At 45.3% G+C, this 19,080-nt stretch carries 13 protein-coding genes, 1 tRNA gene and 2 rRNA genes; 5 read left to right on the top strand and 11 right to left on the bottom strand.

The genetic code is table 11. The features are described from left to right. Window positions 1-3 precede the first annotated feature (3 nt). The 7 genes from MED222_RS04620 to lptM form a co-directional block, all read right to left on the bottom strand. Window positions 4-2,502: a bifunctional diguanylate cyclase/phosphodiesterase gene (locus tag MED222_RS04620; RefSeq protein WP_009848214.1), complete on the bottom strand. Its 2,499-nt coding sequence runs from the start codon at window positions 2,500-2,502 to the stop codon at window positions 4-6. Window positions 2,503-2,667: 165 nt separating this feature from the next. Continuing rightward, window positions 2,668-3,384 carry a 5-amino-6-(5-phospho-D-ribitylamino)uracil phosphatase YigB gene (gene yigB, locus MED222_RS04625; protein ID WP_009848213.1) on the bottom strand — a complete coding sequence of 239 codons (717 nt, stop codon included), beginning with the start codon at window positions 3,382-3,384 and terminating at the stop codon, window positions 2,668-2,670. Window positions 3,385-3,399: 15 nt separating this feature from the next. Next, the gene (gene xerC, locus MED222_RS04630; protein ID WP_009848212.1) at window positions 3,400-4,332 is read right to left on the bottom strand and encodes a tyrosine recombinase XerC; all 933 of its coding nucleotides are present in this window, start codon (window positions 4,330-4,332) and stop codon (window positions 3,400-3,402) included. Then, window positions 4,301-4,999, bottom strand: coding sequence for a DUF484 family protein (locus MED222_RS04635; protein WP_009848211.1), 699 nt, complete (start codon window positions 4,997-4,999; stop codon window positions 4,301-4,303). Before MED222_RS04635 ends, xerC begins: the two co-directional genes overlap by 32 nt. A gap of 43 nt (window positions 5,000-5,042) precedes the next feature. Beyond that, window positions 5,043-5,873 carry a diaminopimelate epimerase gene (dapF, locus tag MED222_RS04640; protein WP_009848210.1) on the bottom strand — a complete coding sequence of 277 codons (831 nt, stop codon included), beginning with the start codon at window positions 5,871-5,873 and terminating at the stop codon, window positions 5,043-5,045. An 11-nt stretch (window positions 5,874-5,884) separates the two neighbouring features. Beyond that, window positions 5,885-7,138, bottom strand: a complete 1,254-nt coding sequence (gene lysA, locus MED222_RS04645; RefSeq protein WP_009848209.1) for a diaminopimelate decarboxylase — start codon at window positions 7,136-7,138, stop codon at window positions 5,885-5,887. A 41-nt stretch (window positions 7,139-7,179) separates the two neighbouring features. Further along, window positions 7,180-7,296 carry an LPS translocon maturation chaperone LptM gene (gene lptM / locus MED222_RS22850; protein WP_407829960.1) on the bottom strand — a complete coding sequence of 39 codons (117 nt, stop codon included), beginning with the start codon at window positions 7,294-7,296 and terminating at the stop codon, window positions 7,180-7,182. 75 nt (window positions 7,297-7,371) lie between these two features. On the opposite strand from lptM, the gene cyaY reads away from it, so the two are divergent. After that, window positions 7,372-7,686 (top strand): iron donor protein CyaY, encoded by a 315-nt coding sequence (gene cyaY, locus MED222_RS04655; RefSeq protein WP_009848207.1) that lies wholly within the window; start codon window positions 7,372-7,374, stop codon window positions 7,684-7,686. Window positions 7,687-7,757: 71 nt separating this feature from the next. Here cyaY and MED222_RS04660 read toward each other — a convergent pair whose 3' ends face one another. Next, window positions 7,758-10,286, bottom strand: a complete 2,529-nt coding sequence (locus MED222_RS04660) for a class I adenylate cyclase (protein WP_009848206.1) — start codon at window positions 10,284-10,286, stop codon at window positions 7,758-7,760. Window positions 10,287-10,630: 344 nt separating this feature from the next. Between MED222_RS04660 and hemC the strand changes: the two genes are divergently transcribed. Genes hemC through MED222_RS04680 form a run of 4 tightly spaced genes read left to right on the top strand, consistent with a single transcriptional unit; the run spans window position 10,631 to window position 14,726 of the window. Beyond that, window positions 10,631-11,569: a hydroxymethylbilane synthase gene (gene hemC, locus MED222_RS04665; RefSeq protein ID WP_009848205.1), complete on the top strand. Its 939-nt coding sequence runs from the start codon at window positions 10,631-10,633 to the stop codon at window positions 11,567-11,569. 2 nt (window positions 11,570-11,571) lie between these two features. Further along, window positions 11,572-12,300 (top strand): uroporphyrinogen-III synthase, encoded by a 729-nt coding sequence (locus MED222_RS04670; RefSeq protein WP_009848204.1) that lies wholly within the window; start codon window positions 11,572-11,574, stop codon window positions 12,298-12,300. An 18-nt stretch (window positions 12,301-12,318) separates the two neighbouring features. Beyond that, window positions 12,319-13,545: a uroporphyrinogen-III C-methyltransferase gene (locus MED222_RS04675; RefSeq protein WP_009848203.1), complete on the top strand. Its 1,227-nt coding sequence runs from the start codon at window positions 12,319-12,321 to the stop codon at window positions 13,543-13,545. After that, window positions 13,545-14,726 carry a heme biosynthesis protein HemY gene (locus MED222_RS04680; protein WP_009848202.1) on the top strand — a complete coding sequence of 394 codons (1,182 nt, stop codon included), beginning with the start codon at window positions 13,545-13,547 and terminating at the stop codon, window positions 14,724-14,726. Before MED222_RS04675 ends, MED222_RS04680 begins: the two co-directional genes overlap by 1 nt. Before the next feature lie 883 nt (window positions 14,727-15,609). Here the strand turns inward: MED222_RS04680 and MED222_RS04685 are convergent. The 3 genes from MED222_RS04685 to MED222_RS04695 form a co-directional block, all read right to left on the bottom strand. Further along, window positions 15,610-15,686, bottom strand: a tRNA-Asp gene (locus tag MED222_RS04685). 43 nt (window positions 15,687-15,729) lie between these two features. Then, window positions 15,730-15,845, bottom strand: a 5S ribosomal RNA gene (rrf, locus tag MED222_RS04690). 132 nt (window positions 15,846-15,977) lie between these two features. Next, window positions 15,978-18,871 (bottom strand): 23S ribosomal RNA (locus MED222_RS04695). Window positions 18,872-19,080 lie beyond the last annotated feature (209 nt).

Below are 19,080 nucleotides of genomic sequence, written 5' to 3'. Positions count from 1 at the left end.
TAACTAAAACAGTCGCTTAGGCTCACCAAAGTAATAACCTTGCAGATAATCGACACCCATTTGCTCTGCAATTTCACAAACCTGTTGGTTATGGACAAATTCGGCAACTGTTTTGGCGTTAAACACCTGACACAAGCGTACTAATTGAGAGGCGATATTCCTTTGCTTTGGGTCTTTGTCGATATTGCGAATCAAGCTACCGTCGAGCTTTATGATCTGCGGCTCAAGTTTAATGATCTCATCAATATTGGAATAACCAGAACCAAAGTCATCAACAATGATTCTCGCCCCAAGAGCACGGAAGTGATCACACACTTCTATCATGCGGCCATAATCTTTGATCTGTTCAGACTCGAGAACCTCTAGACCAAGTCGAGTAGGGTCGTTCATACCACTAATCGCTGACTCGAGAACCTCAAGCGTCTTATCGCTCAGTAAGTCTTGTGGGGATAGGTTGATTGAAAAAGAACTCTGCTTATTTGCCATGTAGCCAATGGTGTTTCGAATCATGTGCCGGCTAAGGCGAGTATAGAGATGCGTGTCAGCAATAATGGGTAAGAACTTACCAGGGAGTACAATGGTACCGTCCGACTCCATGATTCTGACCAAACACTCTTGGCCAATCATTTCGTGAGTACCAGACGCCACAATCGGCTGTGAGTAGGTGATAATGTTCTGATCTAAGATTGCGCGGCTTACACAGCTCAGCCAGCCTAGTTGTTCTTTACGATCTTCCTCACTCACCTGAATGTTTTTGGCATTAGTGATGTGAGTATTGTTCCGCACCCCGTAGCGTCGAGCTTCAATCGCTTTCAACAAGATCTCATCACCGCTATCAGCTAAGAAATCACAGCGACTAGCGAAACCACCACACAGAGAAACCGAAAGGTAGTCTATGTCGGTTAATCCATATGGCTCAAAATTAATATGCTCAATACCATCAGCAAACTCGACGAAACGTTGCTCTATCTTCACGCTATCGACACTCGCGTTAAAGATAATTGCCCACTCACCGACACCAATACTGAACAGTTCAACCTTTACCTTGGATTCCGTAGCCACACTAAGGTGCAATCGGTTGACAAAATGATTCGACAGATCAAGCAGTAATTGGTCACCCACTTGATAACCGTATTTTTCGTTAACTTGATGAAAATTAGTCAGCTTCAGCGTCAACAGATGTTCATTGAATAAAATCGTATTGAGGCGTTCTTTTAATACAATACGGTTAGGTAGCCCAGTGCGAGAGTCAATACGGTAGCTTTCAGTTAAGCGACGTGCTTGTTGATGGAGTTTGTTCTCCATCTGAGTATTCATACTGTCAAGATCTGCGACCGCATTTCTGACTAAGTTGAGTAGTGGCGATACCGTTGAGTCTCGCTTAAAATCTTCGCAACGAAACTCATTAATCTCGTCCGACTCTCTCATCGCAATATAGGTAAGGCTGTGATGCAGTATCTCTTGGCGATCGTCGTTGCGATATAGTTCGCCCATGCAGTATGCACCACACGCGTTTACTATCCCTTCAAATGGTTTGAGCTCAAGTTTACTGTCGATAAATTCTAGTCGAGATACACAGTTATAGATGATCACAGATTCAGGCTGATGCACGGCAAGCATCTCAGCGCCGTGACGCACTTTTTCTGCGGTCAAAGAAGGATGGTTATAACAAAACTGGGCCTCTTCGCCGACATGCCAAGGGCTATCAAACTCAATACTACCATCATCATTAATACGTAGAGGCGTCGAGATGCACTTCTTTCTGCCGAGCTCTCGATACAGGGGGAAGCTCATCAACTGACTAAAAGGGAGATCTTTACCATCAGCAAGGTAATGTTTGAACACCTCGATAGCCGGCTTGTCATTCAACGCATATAAACGATTTCCAACTGCGTGTGTCACTCGCAATTTCATCCCAATAGGATTCCACTCAGAATACGCGTCCGACCAAATCTTTAAGCTAGGGTTAGTCAATGCAACCGCAACACAAGCATGTTGGTAGGTTTGCTCATTATGCATAACCCAACGGCCATATCCATTCTCGTGGCACAGCCCACCAGCAACTGGTAATGCGTAAGGTAAACTCTCAAAGGCGCTATAAATAGGATAGTCACGCCCTTCAACCTGATCGCACAAGCTGATAACCGTTTTGGTTTCTTCTGTAAGGTTTAATTGAGAAGCGAGATCTTGGCTGTCTTGATTTGGGTTTCCGGTAAACGTCTGAACTGTAGACGTTAAATGGGTATCGTTAAATTCACTGACGACGACTAAGGTACATTCATGCTTCAGGCTGTTATCACAGATAACATAACGGGCGCTCTGACCGATTAACGTCGCATGCCCTATGCGATTGAGGGCTGCATTGGCAATTCGACGAGCGATATCAGAGGACTGAGCAGAGAAAATTTGAATAAGGTACTGTTTGCTGTCACACCACTCTCGCTGATCAAATTGAGACTTAAATAACTCCTCAGTATTTGCGAGAAATGTAAATGTTTGCATGCCAACCCTTGTTCGAAATCGAGTGAAATGAGAACCCGTACTACTATGAATCAAAAATTCCGATCAAAAGTAGTCGCCAATTATCCTAGCCTAAACAGGCATTTAATTGTGACTAATGTAACAATTCAATATCATAAATGCGACACATTAAGCTTACTACGGCCATTAAGTTAATCGCATAAGATCACTAAGTTGCTCTATTTCAACATCAGGCAGCACTGTTGCCTTAGGGGAATCATATAAATTGGAACCAGTATCATTAAACCAGCATGCTTGGAAACCATTTGTCTTCGCTCCACAGACATCGGTTCTAAGATGGTCACCAACATGGAGAATATTCTCAGCGTCACAATTTAGGTATTGCTGAGCTCTATCAAACATATCTGGGTAGGGTTTTGCTCTGCCGTCAGGACCGGCTTTAAGGATTAATTGGAAGTACTGCCCCAAGCCAATTTTATGTGGGTCGACATTGCCATTAGTAATCGCAACTAAAGGAATACGTTGGCTCAGCTCAGCCATCACTCGATGCGTTTCTTGTGGCACATCCACCTGATTTCGCAGCCACAAGGCGTGTTCTATGCCTTCACGAGCCGCTTGTTCTGCTTGCTGCTGAGAATACCCCAGTTGTAACAAACCACGCTTAATCTGTGTTTCTCGCCACACGGTGACATCATGCTTTAACGCTGGGTTTTCAGAGGCGACTTGCTGTTTGATACCTTGCCACTCTTCTAACGAAAGAGAAGCAGACACAGGATGCTTTTGATAAAGCCACTGCGCCATCTCTTTCTCAACCTTCATGATCACAGGCCAGTTGTCGTACAAGGTATCATCCAAATCAAAGGTCATGGCTTTGATGGGCTTTAACCCTCGATAAATTCGCATAGTTAAACCTTTAATCTAATCTTTATTCTTCTTACGAGCTCTTGGATGAGCTTGGTCATAAGCTTGTGCTAAATGTTGGAAATCTAAGTGAGTGTACACTTGGGTTGTCGAGATGTTTTCATGCCCGAGCAACTCTTGAACCGCACGAAGGTTTTGGCTCGACTCCAGTACATGCGTTGCAAAGGAGTGGCGCAGTTTATGCGGGCTGATGTGACTCGCGACAGATTGCTTCTTGCCCCACTCTTCCATGCGCTTTTGCACGCTGCGATGAGAGATACGAGTCCCTAACTTCGAGACAAACAGTGCTGGCTCACCCGGCGAAGCTAGTTCACCACGAACTTTGAGCCATTTCTCAACCCACTCTTTCGCTAAACCAGAAAAAGGCGCTTTGCGTTCTTTGTCGCCTTTACCAATCACTCGGATTTCGCCTTGTCGACCCAATACATCTTTAAGATTGATACCGACCAGCTCAGCCAAACGTAATCCAGCACCATACATCACTTCCATCATCGCTCGGTCGCGAATTGACAGTGGGTCGTCCTCATTCACATCAAGCAACTGACCGACTTCATCAACATCGAGGTTTTTAGGCAAAGGACGTTGTTTACGAGGTGCTGAAACCCCTTTGGCTGGATTGGCGGTCATTTCGCCACGCAAGACAAGGAAATCAAAGAAGCTGCGCAGTGACGATAAGCGAGTCGCAATACTGCTCGCTTTCATTCCTTCGCGCATGCCTTTACTTGCAAGTTGTCTTACCCACGCCGCATCGACTTGAGACCAATCCTTTAGTCCAAGAGTGACTAAATGAGCGGCCATGGTTTCAAGTTGTTGTTTGTAGTTACGTTGGGTGTGTAAGCTGAGTCCCTTCTCACTTCTAAGATATTCATAGAAGCGAGAAAGCGGCTTTTGAAGGCTATTAGGAAGAGGTATTTTGGGCTCTAGGCTCATTATTTATCTGCCAAGGTAAGGTGTCCGCCAAATGAGCGACAACAAGTGCTAAATGGCGTAAAAAGAGCGTGTCCATATGAGGCTGGAAGTGTCCGCCATCTTCACTAGAAAAAGCGAGTACACCCAGTGGAGTTCGCTTAGCAAGGGGTAGCACTACATAAGAGCCTAGCTCTGGAACTGGATAATCACCAAACAAATCGTGTCTGTCTGCCTTTCTCAATCGCCCTAGATAAGCATCTTTGCCATTGAAATGGTTAAGTGAAAATTTCGAGTAACGCTCTTCATTCAGCTGATAAAAACCTAATTGTGAGAGAACTCGTACATGAGCCTTAAGCCCTAGTTCCAACGCTTTTTGTTCAACAGCCTTGATAACCTGAATGAAGTCACTGCATTTCAACACTTGAGTTTGCAGATCCATGAATTCATAGAAAGTTTTATCGTTATTCGCCGCTAGTGACATCAGGCCAGTGATCTCTTCTTCCAGCTCTTCGATTCTATGACGCTGACGTTTAAGCTGAATCTCAACCAGAGAAACAGCGCCCTGCTCAACATTATTAATAGCAAGGCGATCAACCAAATCTTTCCTGTTTTGAAAGAAATCTGGGTTATCACGTAAATATTCCGCAACCACCTCTGCAGTCAGAGTGTCGCCTTCAACGTAAGACAAAACCTATCCTTTATTTTTTATAAATCTATTTGTTATATCGTTATTAGCAAGAAAGCTGACCATCAAACACATGCGTTGCTGGGCCAGTCATCAACAGAGGTTTCCCAGGGCCTTGCCAGCTAATGTGTAAGTCACCACCAGGTAGACGAACCTTCACATTCTCAGCCAGTAAGCCTTGTGTTATACCAACAGCAACTGCACCACATGCGCCACTGCCACACGCCTGAGTTTCACCCGCACCACGTTCGTAGACGCGCAAGCGAACCTCTTCACGGTTAACCACTTGCATAAAGCCAGCATTAACACGCTCAGGAAAACGTTCGTGAGATTCAAGCAGCGGACCTAAGGTATCCACATCTGCTGTATCGACGTCATCAACTACGGTAACCACATGTGGGTTACCCATGCTAACAGCACCACAGAACAAGGTGTGTACATCCGTTCTTAGGATATACGTCTTTTCTGGCTGCTTCGCCTTAAATGGAATCTTGCCCGGTTCGAACTCAGGAATACCCATGTTGACAGTGATTAAATCATTGTCTTCAATCTTAAGAACCATTTTCCCTTTCTTGGTGCTCACGTTGATGCTGTACTTATTCGTTAAGCCTTTCATGCGAACGAATCGAGCAAAACAACGTGCACCATTGCCACACTGCTCAACTTCACTGCCATCTGCATTAAATATGCGATAATGGAAGTCAGTTTCAGGATCATAGGGAGCTTCAACTACAAGTAGCTGGTCAAAACCCACACCAGTGTGACGATCCGCCAAACGACGGATCAAATCTGGAGAAAAGAAAATATTTTGAGTAATGCAGTCCACGACCATGAAATCATTGCCCAAACCATGCATTTTAGAAAAGTGGAAGTGCATAACGCTTAAAATTACTCCGGAAGAATGTTTTCAAGTTCCCACAGACTCGTAAGCTCTTCACGCTGACGAACCAAATGAGTTTTATCGCCATCAACCATCACTTCTGCCGCACGCGAACGAGTGTTGTAGTTAGATGACATAGCGAAGCCATAAGCACCTGCTGAACGAACAGCCAATAAATCGCCCTCTTCAAGAACAAGGTCACGATCTTTACCTAGGAAGTCACCCGTTTCACATATAGGGCCAACTAAATCGTAAGTCACAGCTTCACCCTGACGCGGGCTAACTGGAACAATATCTTGCCAAGCTTGGTAAAGTGCAGGGCGCATCAGGTCGTTCATTGCCGCATCGATAATGGCAAAGTTCTTATGCTCTGTTGGCTTAAGGAACTCGACTTTTGTTAATAATACACCAGCGTTAGCCGCAATCGCTCTTCCAGGCTCGAAAATCAGCTCTAGATCAGAATGATTGTCTAGGCGAGCCAACAAGGCTTTCGCGTAGTCAGAAGGCTGTGGTGGTAATTCATCACGATAAACCACCCCCAAACCACCGCCAACATCAAGATGCTTGATGTTGATATCGTTAGCTCGTAGTTGGTCGATCAACGCAAGCAAGCGATCAGTGGCATCGATGAAAGGTTCGATATCGGTTAACTGAGAGCCGATGTGGCAATCAATACCATGGATAGACAAGTTATCGAGTGTTTTAGCAAACGCATAAACAGCAGGAGCACGATCGAAGGCGATACCAAACTTGTTATCACGCAGACCCGTAGAGATATAAGGGTGAGTATTGGCATCAACATCAGGGTTGATTCTCAGTGAAATCGGCGCTTTAACTCCAAGTTCACCGGCCACTTTATTCAGTCGCTCCAGTTCTGGCTCAGACTCTACGTTGAAACATTTAATGTTCAACTCAAGCGCTCGCTTCATTTCTGCGGCTGTTTTGCCGACACCAGAGAAAACAACTTTCGCCGGATCGCCACCTGCAGCAACCACACGCTCTAGCTCACCACCAGAAACGATGTCAAAACCAGAACCCAAACGAGCTAAGGTATTCAACACGCCTAGATTCGAGTTAGCTTTAACGGCGTAACACACCAAATGCGGGTGCTCACCTACCGATGAGTCAAATGCGTTCCAGTGACGTTCTAATGTGGCACGAGAATATACATACAGCGGTGTACCATATTGCTCTGCTAGTTGTGAAAGTGCGACGTCCTCAGCCCAAAGCTGGCCATCTTCCTGATAGTTGAAGTAATCCAAAGTTCTTATCCCTTATAAATAACGATTTCTGCGTTTTTCACTTATTGTGATTGTTCAGTCTGTTGAACTTCATCAGGATCATACAAAGGACCCGTTTGACCACAACCAGAAAGTCCAATAACGGACACCATAAACAGAGCTGTAATTAGTTTTTTCATTTTGCACATCGTGATTATTAACTCAATGCCCCCTATAATCGCACCACACTCAGGAAAAGCAATAGGATAGAAAGGATGAACGAGACTGAATTTCATAAGCTGGTCGATATACAGATGCAAAACATCGAAGAAGCGATCGATGAATCAGAGGCAGATATTGATTATGAAGTGACTGGTAACGTAATGACGTTGGAGTTTGAAAACCGCAGCCAAATTATCATCAATCGCCAAGAACCAATGCGTGAGATCTGGTTAGCGTCTAAATCTGGCGGCTTTCACTTCAAGCTAGTTGACGACAAGTGGACATGTTCAAAGACGGGCATGGCGTTGTTTGAGATGGTCAAAGAAGAGTGCGAAAAGCACGCAGATGAAGAGATTAATTGGGTCTAATCATTTGTAAGCAAAACTAAAAAGGAGTGAATCAATCACTCCTTTTTTAATATCAATCAGTCTTGGTAAGACTAGATATTGACTATCTTTGAGCTCCGAGAAGCTAAAGTCGCATCGTTACGATATGGCACCACATAAGAGTTACCTTCTTCAGGGTGAACAATTTGGTAGTACTGAGGTAGGTTAAAGTTAATCAACTTAGACGACACCTTTGACTCATCTTTTACTGAAGTGTAGAAAGAATTCACGCTTGCGATCATCTCATCTTTTTCACCGCTGTACTGGTGATACACCTCAACCTGATTCGACTCGTCCAATACATAAATATTGAAACCTTTGTCGGTATCCTCAAAGAAAAATTGAATTAAACCTTCACTCGCAAAACCATCAACCACTTCTGGTAGCTGATACTCTTGCTCTTTATCGAGCATCAGTAAAGGTGAGCCCTTCAGCTTATTCGTCGAGATACTACGATAGAAATCGACCGAGTTTTCCAGCATCTGCACCGAAACGCCACGACGTTCAAAGAACAGACCAAACATTTTGTTTGCCAGGCGAATAGCTTTAAATCGGCGGCGCTTCTCTGGCTCAATTGGTTTTAATCGCAAGTCGATACACTCGGCAAGCAGTTGATACACCATATTACGCATCACACCGCGTAAGTTTTTGCTGTAACAGAACACATCGACCGACTCTGGCGGCAACGCATCCTGGTGCATTTTACCCAGTACCGTCTTCAGCGCGTCCAACATCGCGGTTTCGCCTTGGAAATGAAGTGTACGAACTTCATGCCAAGAGTTCCGATAAACCAGATCGACACTACCGACTAAGCTCTTACCTTCTTCACCAAAACTGAAAATATCGGCATTCTTAAGATCCACTTTTAATGCGCGACCACTTAATTCAGACGTCGGGTCATTTTCAAAGTTGATGAACATCGCCAGTTGGCTTATCTCACACGGGCTCGCCAGTGCCTGCATACTCGGACGACGCTTACGCAAAGAGAAGGTATTACGTAGATCGCTCACCATTTGATAGAACTTATCGATATCAATGTGGGCGTCACGAACCACAGAGTGCAAACGCGTCGACTCCGTAATCAAACCATTAAAGAATGACCAAGCAACCAACTTACTCAAGTACTCATGGTGCTCAAGTGAAGGCTGACCGAGAATGCGATGTGCAATCAAAGGCTGTTTGTACAAGTACCAACCCGCTTTATTTGACTGACCCTGACGAACTTCGATAAAGCTCAAATCAGGCTCATGGAGATCCGGGGATATTTGTGGATTCAGTAGCGTCACTTTGCCTGGTAACACCTCAAACGCAGCGTAAAGTTTACGTGCCAAGATACTGATATCTTGCGGGCTGATAGCTGAAGTGATGTCGTTACGACGTGCAAATTGAATCAGGTTACGATAGCTAAGCATCAATGCATCAAGCAGCGCATGGTGCACCACTTTAACCTGCTCAACCTTCCAGTTACGGCGGTTGTCGAGCTCAGCAATGGTTTCATGTCCCCAGTTCCAAGATTTAGTCATCTCGGTTAAGGCTTCACGACGCCATGCGACAGAACCAATACCCGCATCTCGTGACAACTTCTCGTGGGTTTTAAGATAGAAGCAGCGTCTCACCAAATCCAATCGAGTATGGTCGTTGATACGTTCTAGGTAGCGAGTTACCTTCTCAAGCATCAGATAGTAGCTATCCATGCCATACAGATCAGGTTCATCTGCGAAGAAACGACGCTTGGTGTCAATACTAAGAAGCTGGGTGTTTGGGTATTCCCATGAATAAGCTTCTAGCAGGATCGCCTTCAACACCGATTTATACGGTGAGTCGATACTCTTATAGAGCTGCCATAGGTTTGAACCAAAGTACTCTTCAGCAGGAATACTGTTCAGCTTGCCGAAATCGATCCACTGCGAGCAATCAAGATAACCATCGTTACATAAACCTTGGACATACTCGTCGTAGCACTCCTCCATTTCTGGCGGGATGATTTGCCACAACAAACGCTGGCCAGCCAAACGAACGGCTGAGCGGTAGAACTCATCAAGCAGTAGTAAGTGCTGTGAAGAACCACAGTTATCACCGGTCATCTCTTCAGAATGATTCGAGCGGAAACGCTCTTCATCCATCAAAAAGAAGTTCGCTTCAACCCCTAAGGTTTCAGCCCAATCAGTAATAAGCAGACATTTATTGGTCAGGCTATCGCGAGATGCGCCATCCATATCTGGAGATACACACACCCAGATATCAAGATCACTTGAGGTACTTTGACCAATAGACGAAGTGCTGCCCATGGTGTACAAACCCAAGATTGCTGGTTCAGCGGCCTCGGTAAGTTTTCCGCCCAGAGTTAATTCAGTATCAGAGACAAATTGCTTTTGGAATTCATTAAGCGTGAAGCTACGAATTCCAAAAGGAACTTGTTGGTCATAATAACCAGGCATCATCGGATGATTGAAGTGAAGCAGCGCGGGGATAAGGTTAAAAACTCGCTGGCCCTGGACATTCATCAACGCCAACGCACGATCAATGCGCTGCTGATTTAGATTGTCTAATCGTTGAATCAAAGTTTGAGTGTAAGCCTGCAAGGTAAGTCCTTGGTTTGAGATTAAGTGTACTTCTGTTTAGTTACTGAACGAAAGCAGCAACAAAACGTGATCAATTTAACACTTTTACCCTTATCGGTAAAGCAAAGGACGCCGTCATACTTACGAATCCCTTGATGACTGAAAGTAAAACTCGCGGCGCCGTAGTGTCCTCTTTATTGACTATTTCTAATAATAGCCCATGTTTCAAATGAGATACCAATCACACTATTTTGGTGAACTCATGAAATTCCCTCTGCTATCAAAGTATCGAATGATCAAACAGTAAGAATTTTCGCCTCACAATGGTAGGATTAGCCTATTACAGAACCTATATCGGAAACACCATGACAAATTCAGCACCAATTCGTATCGCGACCAGAAAAAGCCCTCTTGCCCTTTGGCAGGCATACTTTGTAAGGGATGCACTGCAAGCTGCTCACCCTGGTTTAGAGGTTGAGTTGGTAACTATGGTGACCAAAGGTGACATCATCCTAGACACGCCACTTGCTAAGGTAGGCGGTAAAGGGCTATTCGTTAAAGAACTTGAAGTAGCAATGCTAGAAGGTCGTGCTGACCTCGCAGTTCACTCAATGAAAGACGTACCGGTCGACTTCCCTGAAGGTCTAGGTCTAGTAACTATTTGTGAGCGCGAAGATCCTCGTGATGCTTTCGTATCAAATACTTACAACAACATCGATGAGTTACCACAAGGTGCTGTCGTAGGTACATGCAGCCTGCGTCGTCAATGTCAGTTGCTAGAATATCGCCCAGATCTCATCATTAAAGAGCTGCGTGGCAACGTTGGTACTCGTCTAGGTAAACTCGATGATGGTCAATACGATGCTATCGTGCTGGCAGCAGCTGGCCTTAAGCGATTAGAGCTAGAAGAGCGTATCCGTAGCTTTATCGAACCTGAACAGTCTCTACCTGCTGTAGGGCAAGGCGCTGTTGGTATTGAGTGTCGTCTAGATGATGAACGTCTAATCAAGCTTCTTGAGCCACTGAACCACAAAGACACAGCCGATCGTGTGCTATGCGAACGTGCAATGAACCTAACTCTAGAAGGTGGTTGTCAGGTTCCTATCGGTAGCTACTCATTATTAGATGGCGATAATATCTGGCTACGTGCATTAGTAGGCGAACCAGATGGTTCTAAAATGGTTCGTGGTGAGATCTCTGGCCTTCGCAAAGATGCAGAAGCACTTGGCGTTACTCTGGCAAATCAATTGCTGGATGATGGCGCGAGAGAAATCTTAACCAAGCTATACGCAGACCAAGAATAACTATGACAGTGTTGGTGACTCGTCCCGGTTCAGAGGGACAATCGCTTTGCCAACAACTAGCGGATGAAGGGATTCAAGCAATCCATCATCCGCTTATTCGTATCGTTGATAATCCACACTCATCGGATTTAAGCACCCAGCTTAATAACAGCGATATCATTATTGCAGTCAGTCACCACGCCGTGACCGCTGCCCAAAACATCCTTTCGAAAACTTCATCTATTTGGCCAACTTCGCCGCTTTATCTTGGCGTTGGTCAAAAAACTGCGCACGTTTTAAGCAAAGTTAGTAAACAAAAAGTAAACTATCCCAAAGTGAGTGATAGTGAACATCTTCTCAAACTTACTGAACTTAATGGCGTAGATAATAAATCCATTTTGATACTGCGTGGAAATGGTGGGCGTGAGCTCATTAGAGATTCTCTACTCAATCGAGGTGCAAAAGTCTCTTATTGTGAGACCTACCGTAGAGAATATATTCCTATTAGCGACCACAATACCTATCAAACATGGATAAACAAAAAAACGTCCAAAGTTGTCATCACTAGTCAGGAACAATTGGAGTATCTCTGCTCAATTACCCCTGATGAGTATTTGGCTTGGCTTTCAACAAGACATTTATTTGTCCCAAGCCAGCGCATTGTAGAACGAGCACAACAACTCGGCTTCTCAAACGTGACCAATACTCACAGTGCTACGAACCAAATATTACTGGCTGCTCTCCGGCCCTAGCTAGAACAGGAAATAAGCATGACAAGCAAAAAAAATAATGAGCATATTGAACCTGAAAAGAAACAAGACACTCAGCCAGTAGTTGTTGAAAACGAAAAAGCTGACTCTACAGAGACAAAACAGCCTGAACAAAAACTTGATGCCTCTGCGTCAAATACCGCTCAAAATGAACAGCCTCAAGCTGAGCATAAAGAGCAAATAGAGAGAGCAGAAAAGCAAGGTAAGCGCGGTGTAAAACTAGGCGCTATTGCGATCGCGATTTCAATTATCTTCAGTGGCGGTATCGCATTTCAAATGCAGCAAAAGAGCGCTGAATACTCGGCTCAAATCGCTGCTCTTCAAGCACAACTGCAAAATACCCAATCTGCGGTAAATAAAGATCTACAAACCATCAAGCAAGAGACTATCCAAGAAGCATCACATGCGGTGGAGAAAACTCAAGTCGTGCAATCTCAGCAACAGAAGAGCATTCAAAGCCTACAGCTAGCGGTTGCTGATGTTAAAGGTCGCCGTCCAAATGACTGGTTGCTTGCTGAAGCTGATTACCTTGTGAAACTAGCAGGACGTAAACTGTTCCTAGAGCATGATGCCGTTAGTGCAACCAAACTAATGGAAAGCGCCGATCAACGTATCGCCGCACTGAATGACCCAAGCTTGGTCTCTCTTCGTCAATCAATGACCAATGACATTACTAAGCTTCGCACTATTCCTCTTATCGACCGTGATGGCTTAGTTCTACGCATCACAAGCCTACAACAACAAGTCGATACGCTGCCGCTTGCCAATGCAATCCTGCCTGAGGCTGCCGTTGTTGAGAAAAAAGCCGTATCTCAAGATATTAATGACTGGCAGAACAACCTGATGACGTCGATGAAAGACTTTTCAGAAAACTTCATCACATTCCGCAGTCGTGATGGTGAAGTTATTCCTCTACTCTCTCCTGAGCAACACTTTTACCTGCGTGAGAATATCAAGGGCAAACTAGAGACCGCAATTCGCGCTATCTACAAAGAACAAGGTGATGTCTACAGTGCTGCACTACAAACAGCTAACGAGTGGTCGAAGTCGTACCTAAACCAAGATAACAACTCAGTGATTGAGTTTGAGAAGGCAATTAAGCAGCTGAGCGAGCAGAATATTTCTGTGAAATACCCTGTGAAACTTGAGTCTCAAAATGAGTTATCAGACGTGATACGTGAACGCCTACGTCGTGAAGTCACCGTTATGACCACGGAGGAAAAATAATGATTCGTTGGATTTTTCTTCTTCTCGTTCTAGGTGCTGGGTTAATTGTTGGTACTCAGTTCTCTGGTCAACAAGGCTACGTTCTGATCTCAATTGCGAATAAAACCATTGAGATGAGCGTGACAACACTGGTTATCTTTGTCATTGCTCTTCTAGCGGCTCTATTCGGCTTAGAGTACCTATTTAAAAAGCTTATGTACGCAAGCTCGACAACTTGGAACTGGTTCAGTGTTCGTAAACTAAAGCGCTCTCGTCGTTATACCAATGAAGGCATCATCAAGCTTCTTGAAGGTGACTGGAAAGGCGCAGAGAAGAAGGTAACTCGTTGGGCTAACCACCACGACATGCCGCTACTTTGTTATTTAGTCGCTTCTCAAGCTGCTCACGAACAAGGCAATACAAGTGAGCGTGATAAGTACATTGAGCTTGCTAGCCAACAAGAGGACTCTCTATTGGCCGTTGAGCTAACGAAAGCAAAACAACAGATCAGTGAGTCGAACTACGAAGCCGCATTCGATACACTTTCAACATTGAAAGGTTCGTACCCGAATAACACCGCCGTACTTGGCCTGCTAAAAGCCACTTACATGCAGCTTAAGCTGTGGCAGCCACTGTTAGAGCTAACGCCTAAGCTGGCTAAGAACAAGCTTCTTACACCTGATGAACAAGTTGAGCTGGAACAGAAAGCTCAATGTGGTTTGCTTCACGATGTGGCACAGCAGCAAGGTAGCGAAGGTTTAATCAGTCATTGGAATAAGCTTTCAAGAAAGCAAAAACAAAGCTCTCACCTTGTTTCTTGTTTTGTGAAGCAACTGATCGCTCGTAAAGCTGATTCAGAAGCCTTCACAGTGATTAAAGAAAACATTGCGAAGAGTGGTTCAAATGAGCTCTATATGTTGCTTCCTGAGCTAAATCTTGCCGATCACCACCCAGTAGTTGTGATGCTAGAGCGTGCTATCAGTAAAGATGGTGGCAATGCCGAAGCACACAGCGCATTGGCTCAATTCTACCTAAGAGAACAGAAGTGGGCAGAAGCACAAAGTCACTTTGAAAAAGCACTAGCACTTCGCTCAAATGTTTCAGATTACGGATACCTATCTGATGCCCTAGAGAAGCAAAACTTAACGAAAGCAGCTCACGAGGTTTCTCGTAAAGCACTCGCTCTCGTTCAACCAGCGTAATTCAAAACGACTCAAACTAAGCCGATGTCTAGCATCGGCTTTTTTGTATCTGTTATTTGCCCCTAGATAACTTCTACAACACCTATAAACCAAACTCATCGAACCCTACCCGTCCAACGCCACCAAACCTAGTGCACAAAAGTAACTATGAAATAGCGTAATAAAGCCTCCCAAACAAACGAAGAACGACACTAATTGTGTCTATATGTAGTTTTACGATTTTTATATACAAGCTCTTAGAAGAGGCTCGAGAGGTATGACGCCTGTAAGCTGAAGAGTAAAAGGAGCTCACTTTGAGAGAACACATTTAAAGATATTCACCAACAGACCGAAAGCCACGTTAAATCACGCTGAATTAGCAATTAAATGGCCATCAATATTCCAACTATAAAACGCTAAAGCCGGGGTTTCACGCAACTGCTTAATAGGTTCATCTATTAAGCAGTAGAGATATAGCAAGAGTTGCCGAACCAGAAAAACCTTGTGACTAAAGACGAGACATCTTTATCAACCATTTCAAATTAGTAAGAAGTAAACCTCACTAAGACATTCTCTAAAGGTTAATCATTGAATCGATAGCCACAAATATCAACTAACGTAATCAAGCGCTTCTAGAAAGAGCAGGACTTTTATAATTAGTGTTGGAATATCAGAGTTCGTGAGCAACGAGAAACGCTTCAACAAAAGTCGGAGACGAATAATAAACTCAGATGCCGGAAACGACGAAAGCCTAGTCGTCAGACTAGGCTTTCTAATATGTGCCGGATATAGCGTGAAGTGCAGGGGCGAGATAGCTTTACAGCACTCATACAACCTAACAGCAAAACACTTTTCTCCAAATGTAAAAAAGCCCCGCTATTTCTAGCAGGGCTTTTCTAATAAGTGGCGGAGTGGACGGGACTCGAACCCGCGACCCCCGGCGTGACAGGCCGGTATTCTAACCAACTGAACTACCACTCCGCAGTGGAATACTTGTCGTCGCTGACAAGTGTTCAAATTTAAAGCCTGGCGATGTCCTACTCTCACATGGGGAAACCCCACACTACCATCGGCGCTATTGTGTTTCACTTCTGAGTTCGGCATGGAATCAGGTGGGTCCACAATGCTATGGTCGCCAAGCAAATTTTGCTTTTACTTTCAGTTTTTAAAAAACTGAAGGCAAAATAATCTGGAAAACTGATTTAAAAGTCTCTTCAAACTCATTCAAGCGTTTGGTATTTCTTTGAGTCCACAAAACCCCTTGGGTGTTGTATGGTTAAGCCTCACGGGCAATTAGTACAGGTTAGCTCAATGCCTCGCAGCACTTACACACCCTGCCTATCAACGTCGTAGTCTACGACAACCCTTTAGGACGCTTATAGCGTCAGGGAAAACTCATCTCAAGGCTCGCTTCCCGCTTAGATGCTTTCAGCGGTTATCGATTCCGAACTTAGCTACCGGGCAATGCCATTGGCATGACAACCCGAACACCAGAGGTTCGTCCACTCCGGTCCTCTCGTACTAGGAGCAGCCCCTTTCAATTTTCCAACGCCCACGGCAGATAGGGACCGAACTGTCTCACGACGTTCTAAACCCAGCTCGCGTACCACTTTAAATGGCGAACAGCCATACCCTTGGGACCGACTTCAGCCCCAGGATGTGATGAGCCGACATCGAGGTGCCAAACACCGCCGTCGATATGAACTCTTGGGCGGTATCAGCCTGTTATCCCCGGAGTACCTTTTATCCGTTGAGCGATGGCCCTTCCATTCAGAACCACCGGATCACTATGACCTGCTTTCGCACCTGCTCGAATTGTCATTCTCGCAGTCAAGCGGGCTTATGCCATTGCACTAACCACACGATGTCCAACCGTGTTTAGCCCACCTTCGTGCTCCTCCGTTACTCTTTGGGAGGAGACCGCCCCAGTCAAACTACCCACCAGGCACTGTCCGTAATCCCGATTCAGGGACCAACGTTAGAACATCAAAACTACAAGGGTGGTATTTCAAGGACGACTCCATCACATCTAGCGACGCAATTTCATAGTCTCCCACCTATCCTACACATGTAGGTTCAATGTTCAGTGCCAAGCTGTAGTAAAGGTTCACGGGGTCTTTCCGTCTAGCCGCGGGTACACTGCATCTTCACAGCGATTTCAATTTCACTGAGTCTCGGGTGGAGACAGCGTGGCCATCATTACGCCATTCGTGCAGGTCGGAACTTACCCGACAAGGAATTTCGCTACCTTAGGACCGTTATAGTTACGGCCGCCGTTTACCGGGGCTTCGATCAAGAGCTTCGACCGAAGTCTAACCCCATCAATTAACCTTCCGGCACCGGGCAGGCGTCACACCGTATACGTCATCTTACGATTTTGCACAGTGCTGTGTTTTTAATAAACAGTTGCAGCCACCTGGTATCTGCGACTCTCGTCTGCTCCATCCGCAAGGGACTTCACTGATAAGAGCGTACCTTCTCCCGAAGTTACGGTACCATTTTGCCTAGTTCCTTCACCCGAGTTCTCTCAAGCGCCTTGGTATTCTCTACCCGACCACCTGTGTCGGTTTGGGGTACGATTCCTTACAATCTGAAGCTTAGAGGCTTTTCCTGGAAGCATGGCATCAATGACTTCACTACCGTAGTAGCTCGACATCGTATCTCAGCGTTAATGAAAGTCCGGATTTACCTAAACTTTCCGCCTACGTACTTGAACCTGGACAACCGTCGCCAGGCCCACCTAGCCTTCTCCGTCCCCCCATCGCAATTGTAAGAAGTACGGGAATATTAACCCGTTTCCCATCGACTACGCCTTTCGGCCTCGCCTTAGGAGTCGACTTACCCTGCCCCGATTAACGTTGGACAGGAACCCTTGGTCTTCCGGCGAGGGAGTTTTTCACTCCCTTTATCGTTACTCATGTCAGCATTCGCACTTCTGATACCTCCAGCAGCCCTTACAGACCACCTTCAACGGCTTACAGAACGCTCCCCTACCCCACATACCCTAAGGTACGTAGCCGCAGCTTCGGTGTATAGCTTAGCCCCGTTACATCTTCCGCGCAGGCCGACTCGACCAGTGAGCTATTACGCTTTCTTTAAATGATGGCTGCTTCTAAGCCAACATCCTGGCTGTCTGAGCCTTCCCACATCGTTTCCCACTTAGCTATACTTTGGGACCTTAGCTGGCGGTCTGGGTTGTTTCCCTCTCCACGACGGACGTTAGCACCCGCCGTGTGTCTCCCGGATAGTACTTACTGGTATTCGGAGTTTGCAAAGGGTTGGTAAGTCGGGATGACCCCCTAGCCTTAACAGTGCTCTACCCCCAGTAGTATTCGTCCGAGGCGCTACCTAAATAGCTTTCGGGGAGAACCAGCTATCTCCAGGTTTGATTGGCCTTTCACCCCTAGCCACAAGTCATCCGCTAATTTTTCAACATTAGTCGGTTCGGTCCTCCAGTTGATGTTACTCAACCTTCAACCTGCCCATGGCTAGATCACCTGGTTTCGGGTCTAATCCTAGCAACTGTACGCCCAGTTAAGACTCGGTTTCCCTACGGCTCCCCTAAACGGTTAACCTTGCTACTAAAATTAAGTCGCTGACCCATTATACAAAAGGTACGCAGTCACACCACGAAGGTGCTCCTACTGCTTGTACGTACACGGTTTCAGGTTCTATTTCACTCCCCTCACAGGGGTTCTTTTCGCCTTTCCCTCACGGTACTGGTTCACTATCGGTCAGTCAGTAGTATTTAGCCTTGGAGGATGGTCCCCCCATATTCAGACAGGATATCACGTGTCCCGCCCTACTCGTTTTCACTGATTATGAGATGTCGATTACGGGGCTATCACCCTTTATTGCGGCACTTTCCAGAACCTTCATCTGTCTCATTAAAAGCTTAAGGGCTAATCCAATTTCGCTCGCCGCTACTTTCGGAATCTCGGTTGATTTCTCTTCCTCGGGGTACTTAGATGTTTCAGTTCCCCCGGTTTGCCTCCTGTTGCTATGTATTCACAACAGGATACGTGCTTATGCACGTGGGTTTCCCCATTCAGGAATCCCAGACTCAAAAGGTTATTACTACCTAATCTGGGCTTATCGCAAGTTATTACGCCTTTCATCGCCTCTGACTGCCAAGGCATCCACCGTGTACGCTTAGTCACTTAACCATACAACCCGAAAGGGTTTCTATTTGCTTTCACTTTAAAAAGTGAAGACAAATAAGTGTATGGCAACTAACCAAGGTTTTTGGTTGTCATCAAGAAGGGTTAATTCTTGATAACTGTTTGCCGGACTCAATTGTGAATCAAACTAAGTTTGATTCGAATACAAGACACTTGAATGTGTTTGTTGTGTTTATCTAATGATAAGATAAACA

Origin of the sequence: Vibrio sp. MED222, assembly GCF_000153005.1 — a bacterium.
In the GTDB taxonomy this organism is placed as follows: domain Bacteria; phylum Pseudomonadota; class Gammaproteobacteria; order Enterobacterales; family Vibrionaceae; genus Vibrio; species Vibrio tasmaniensis_A.
The sequence above is the reverse complement of the archived record's forward strand: the minus strand, read 5'-3'. Positions and strand labels throughout refer to the sequence as shown.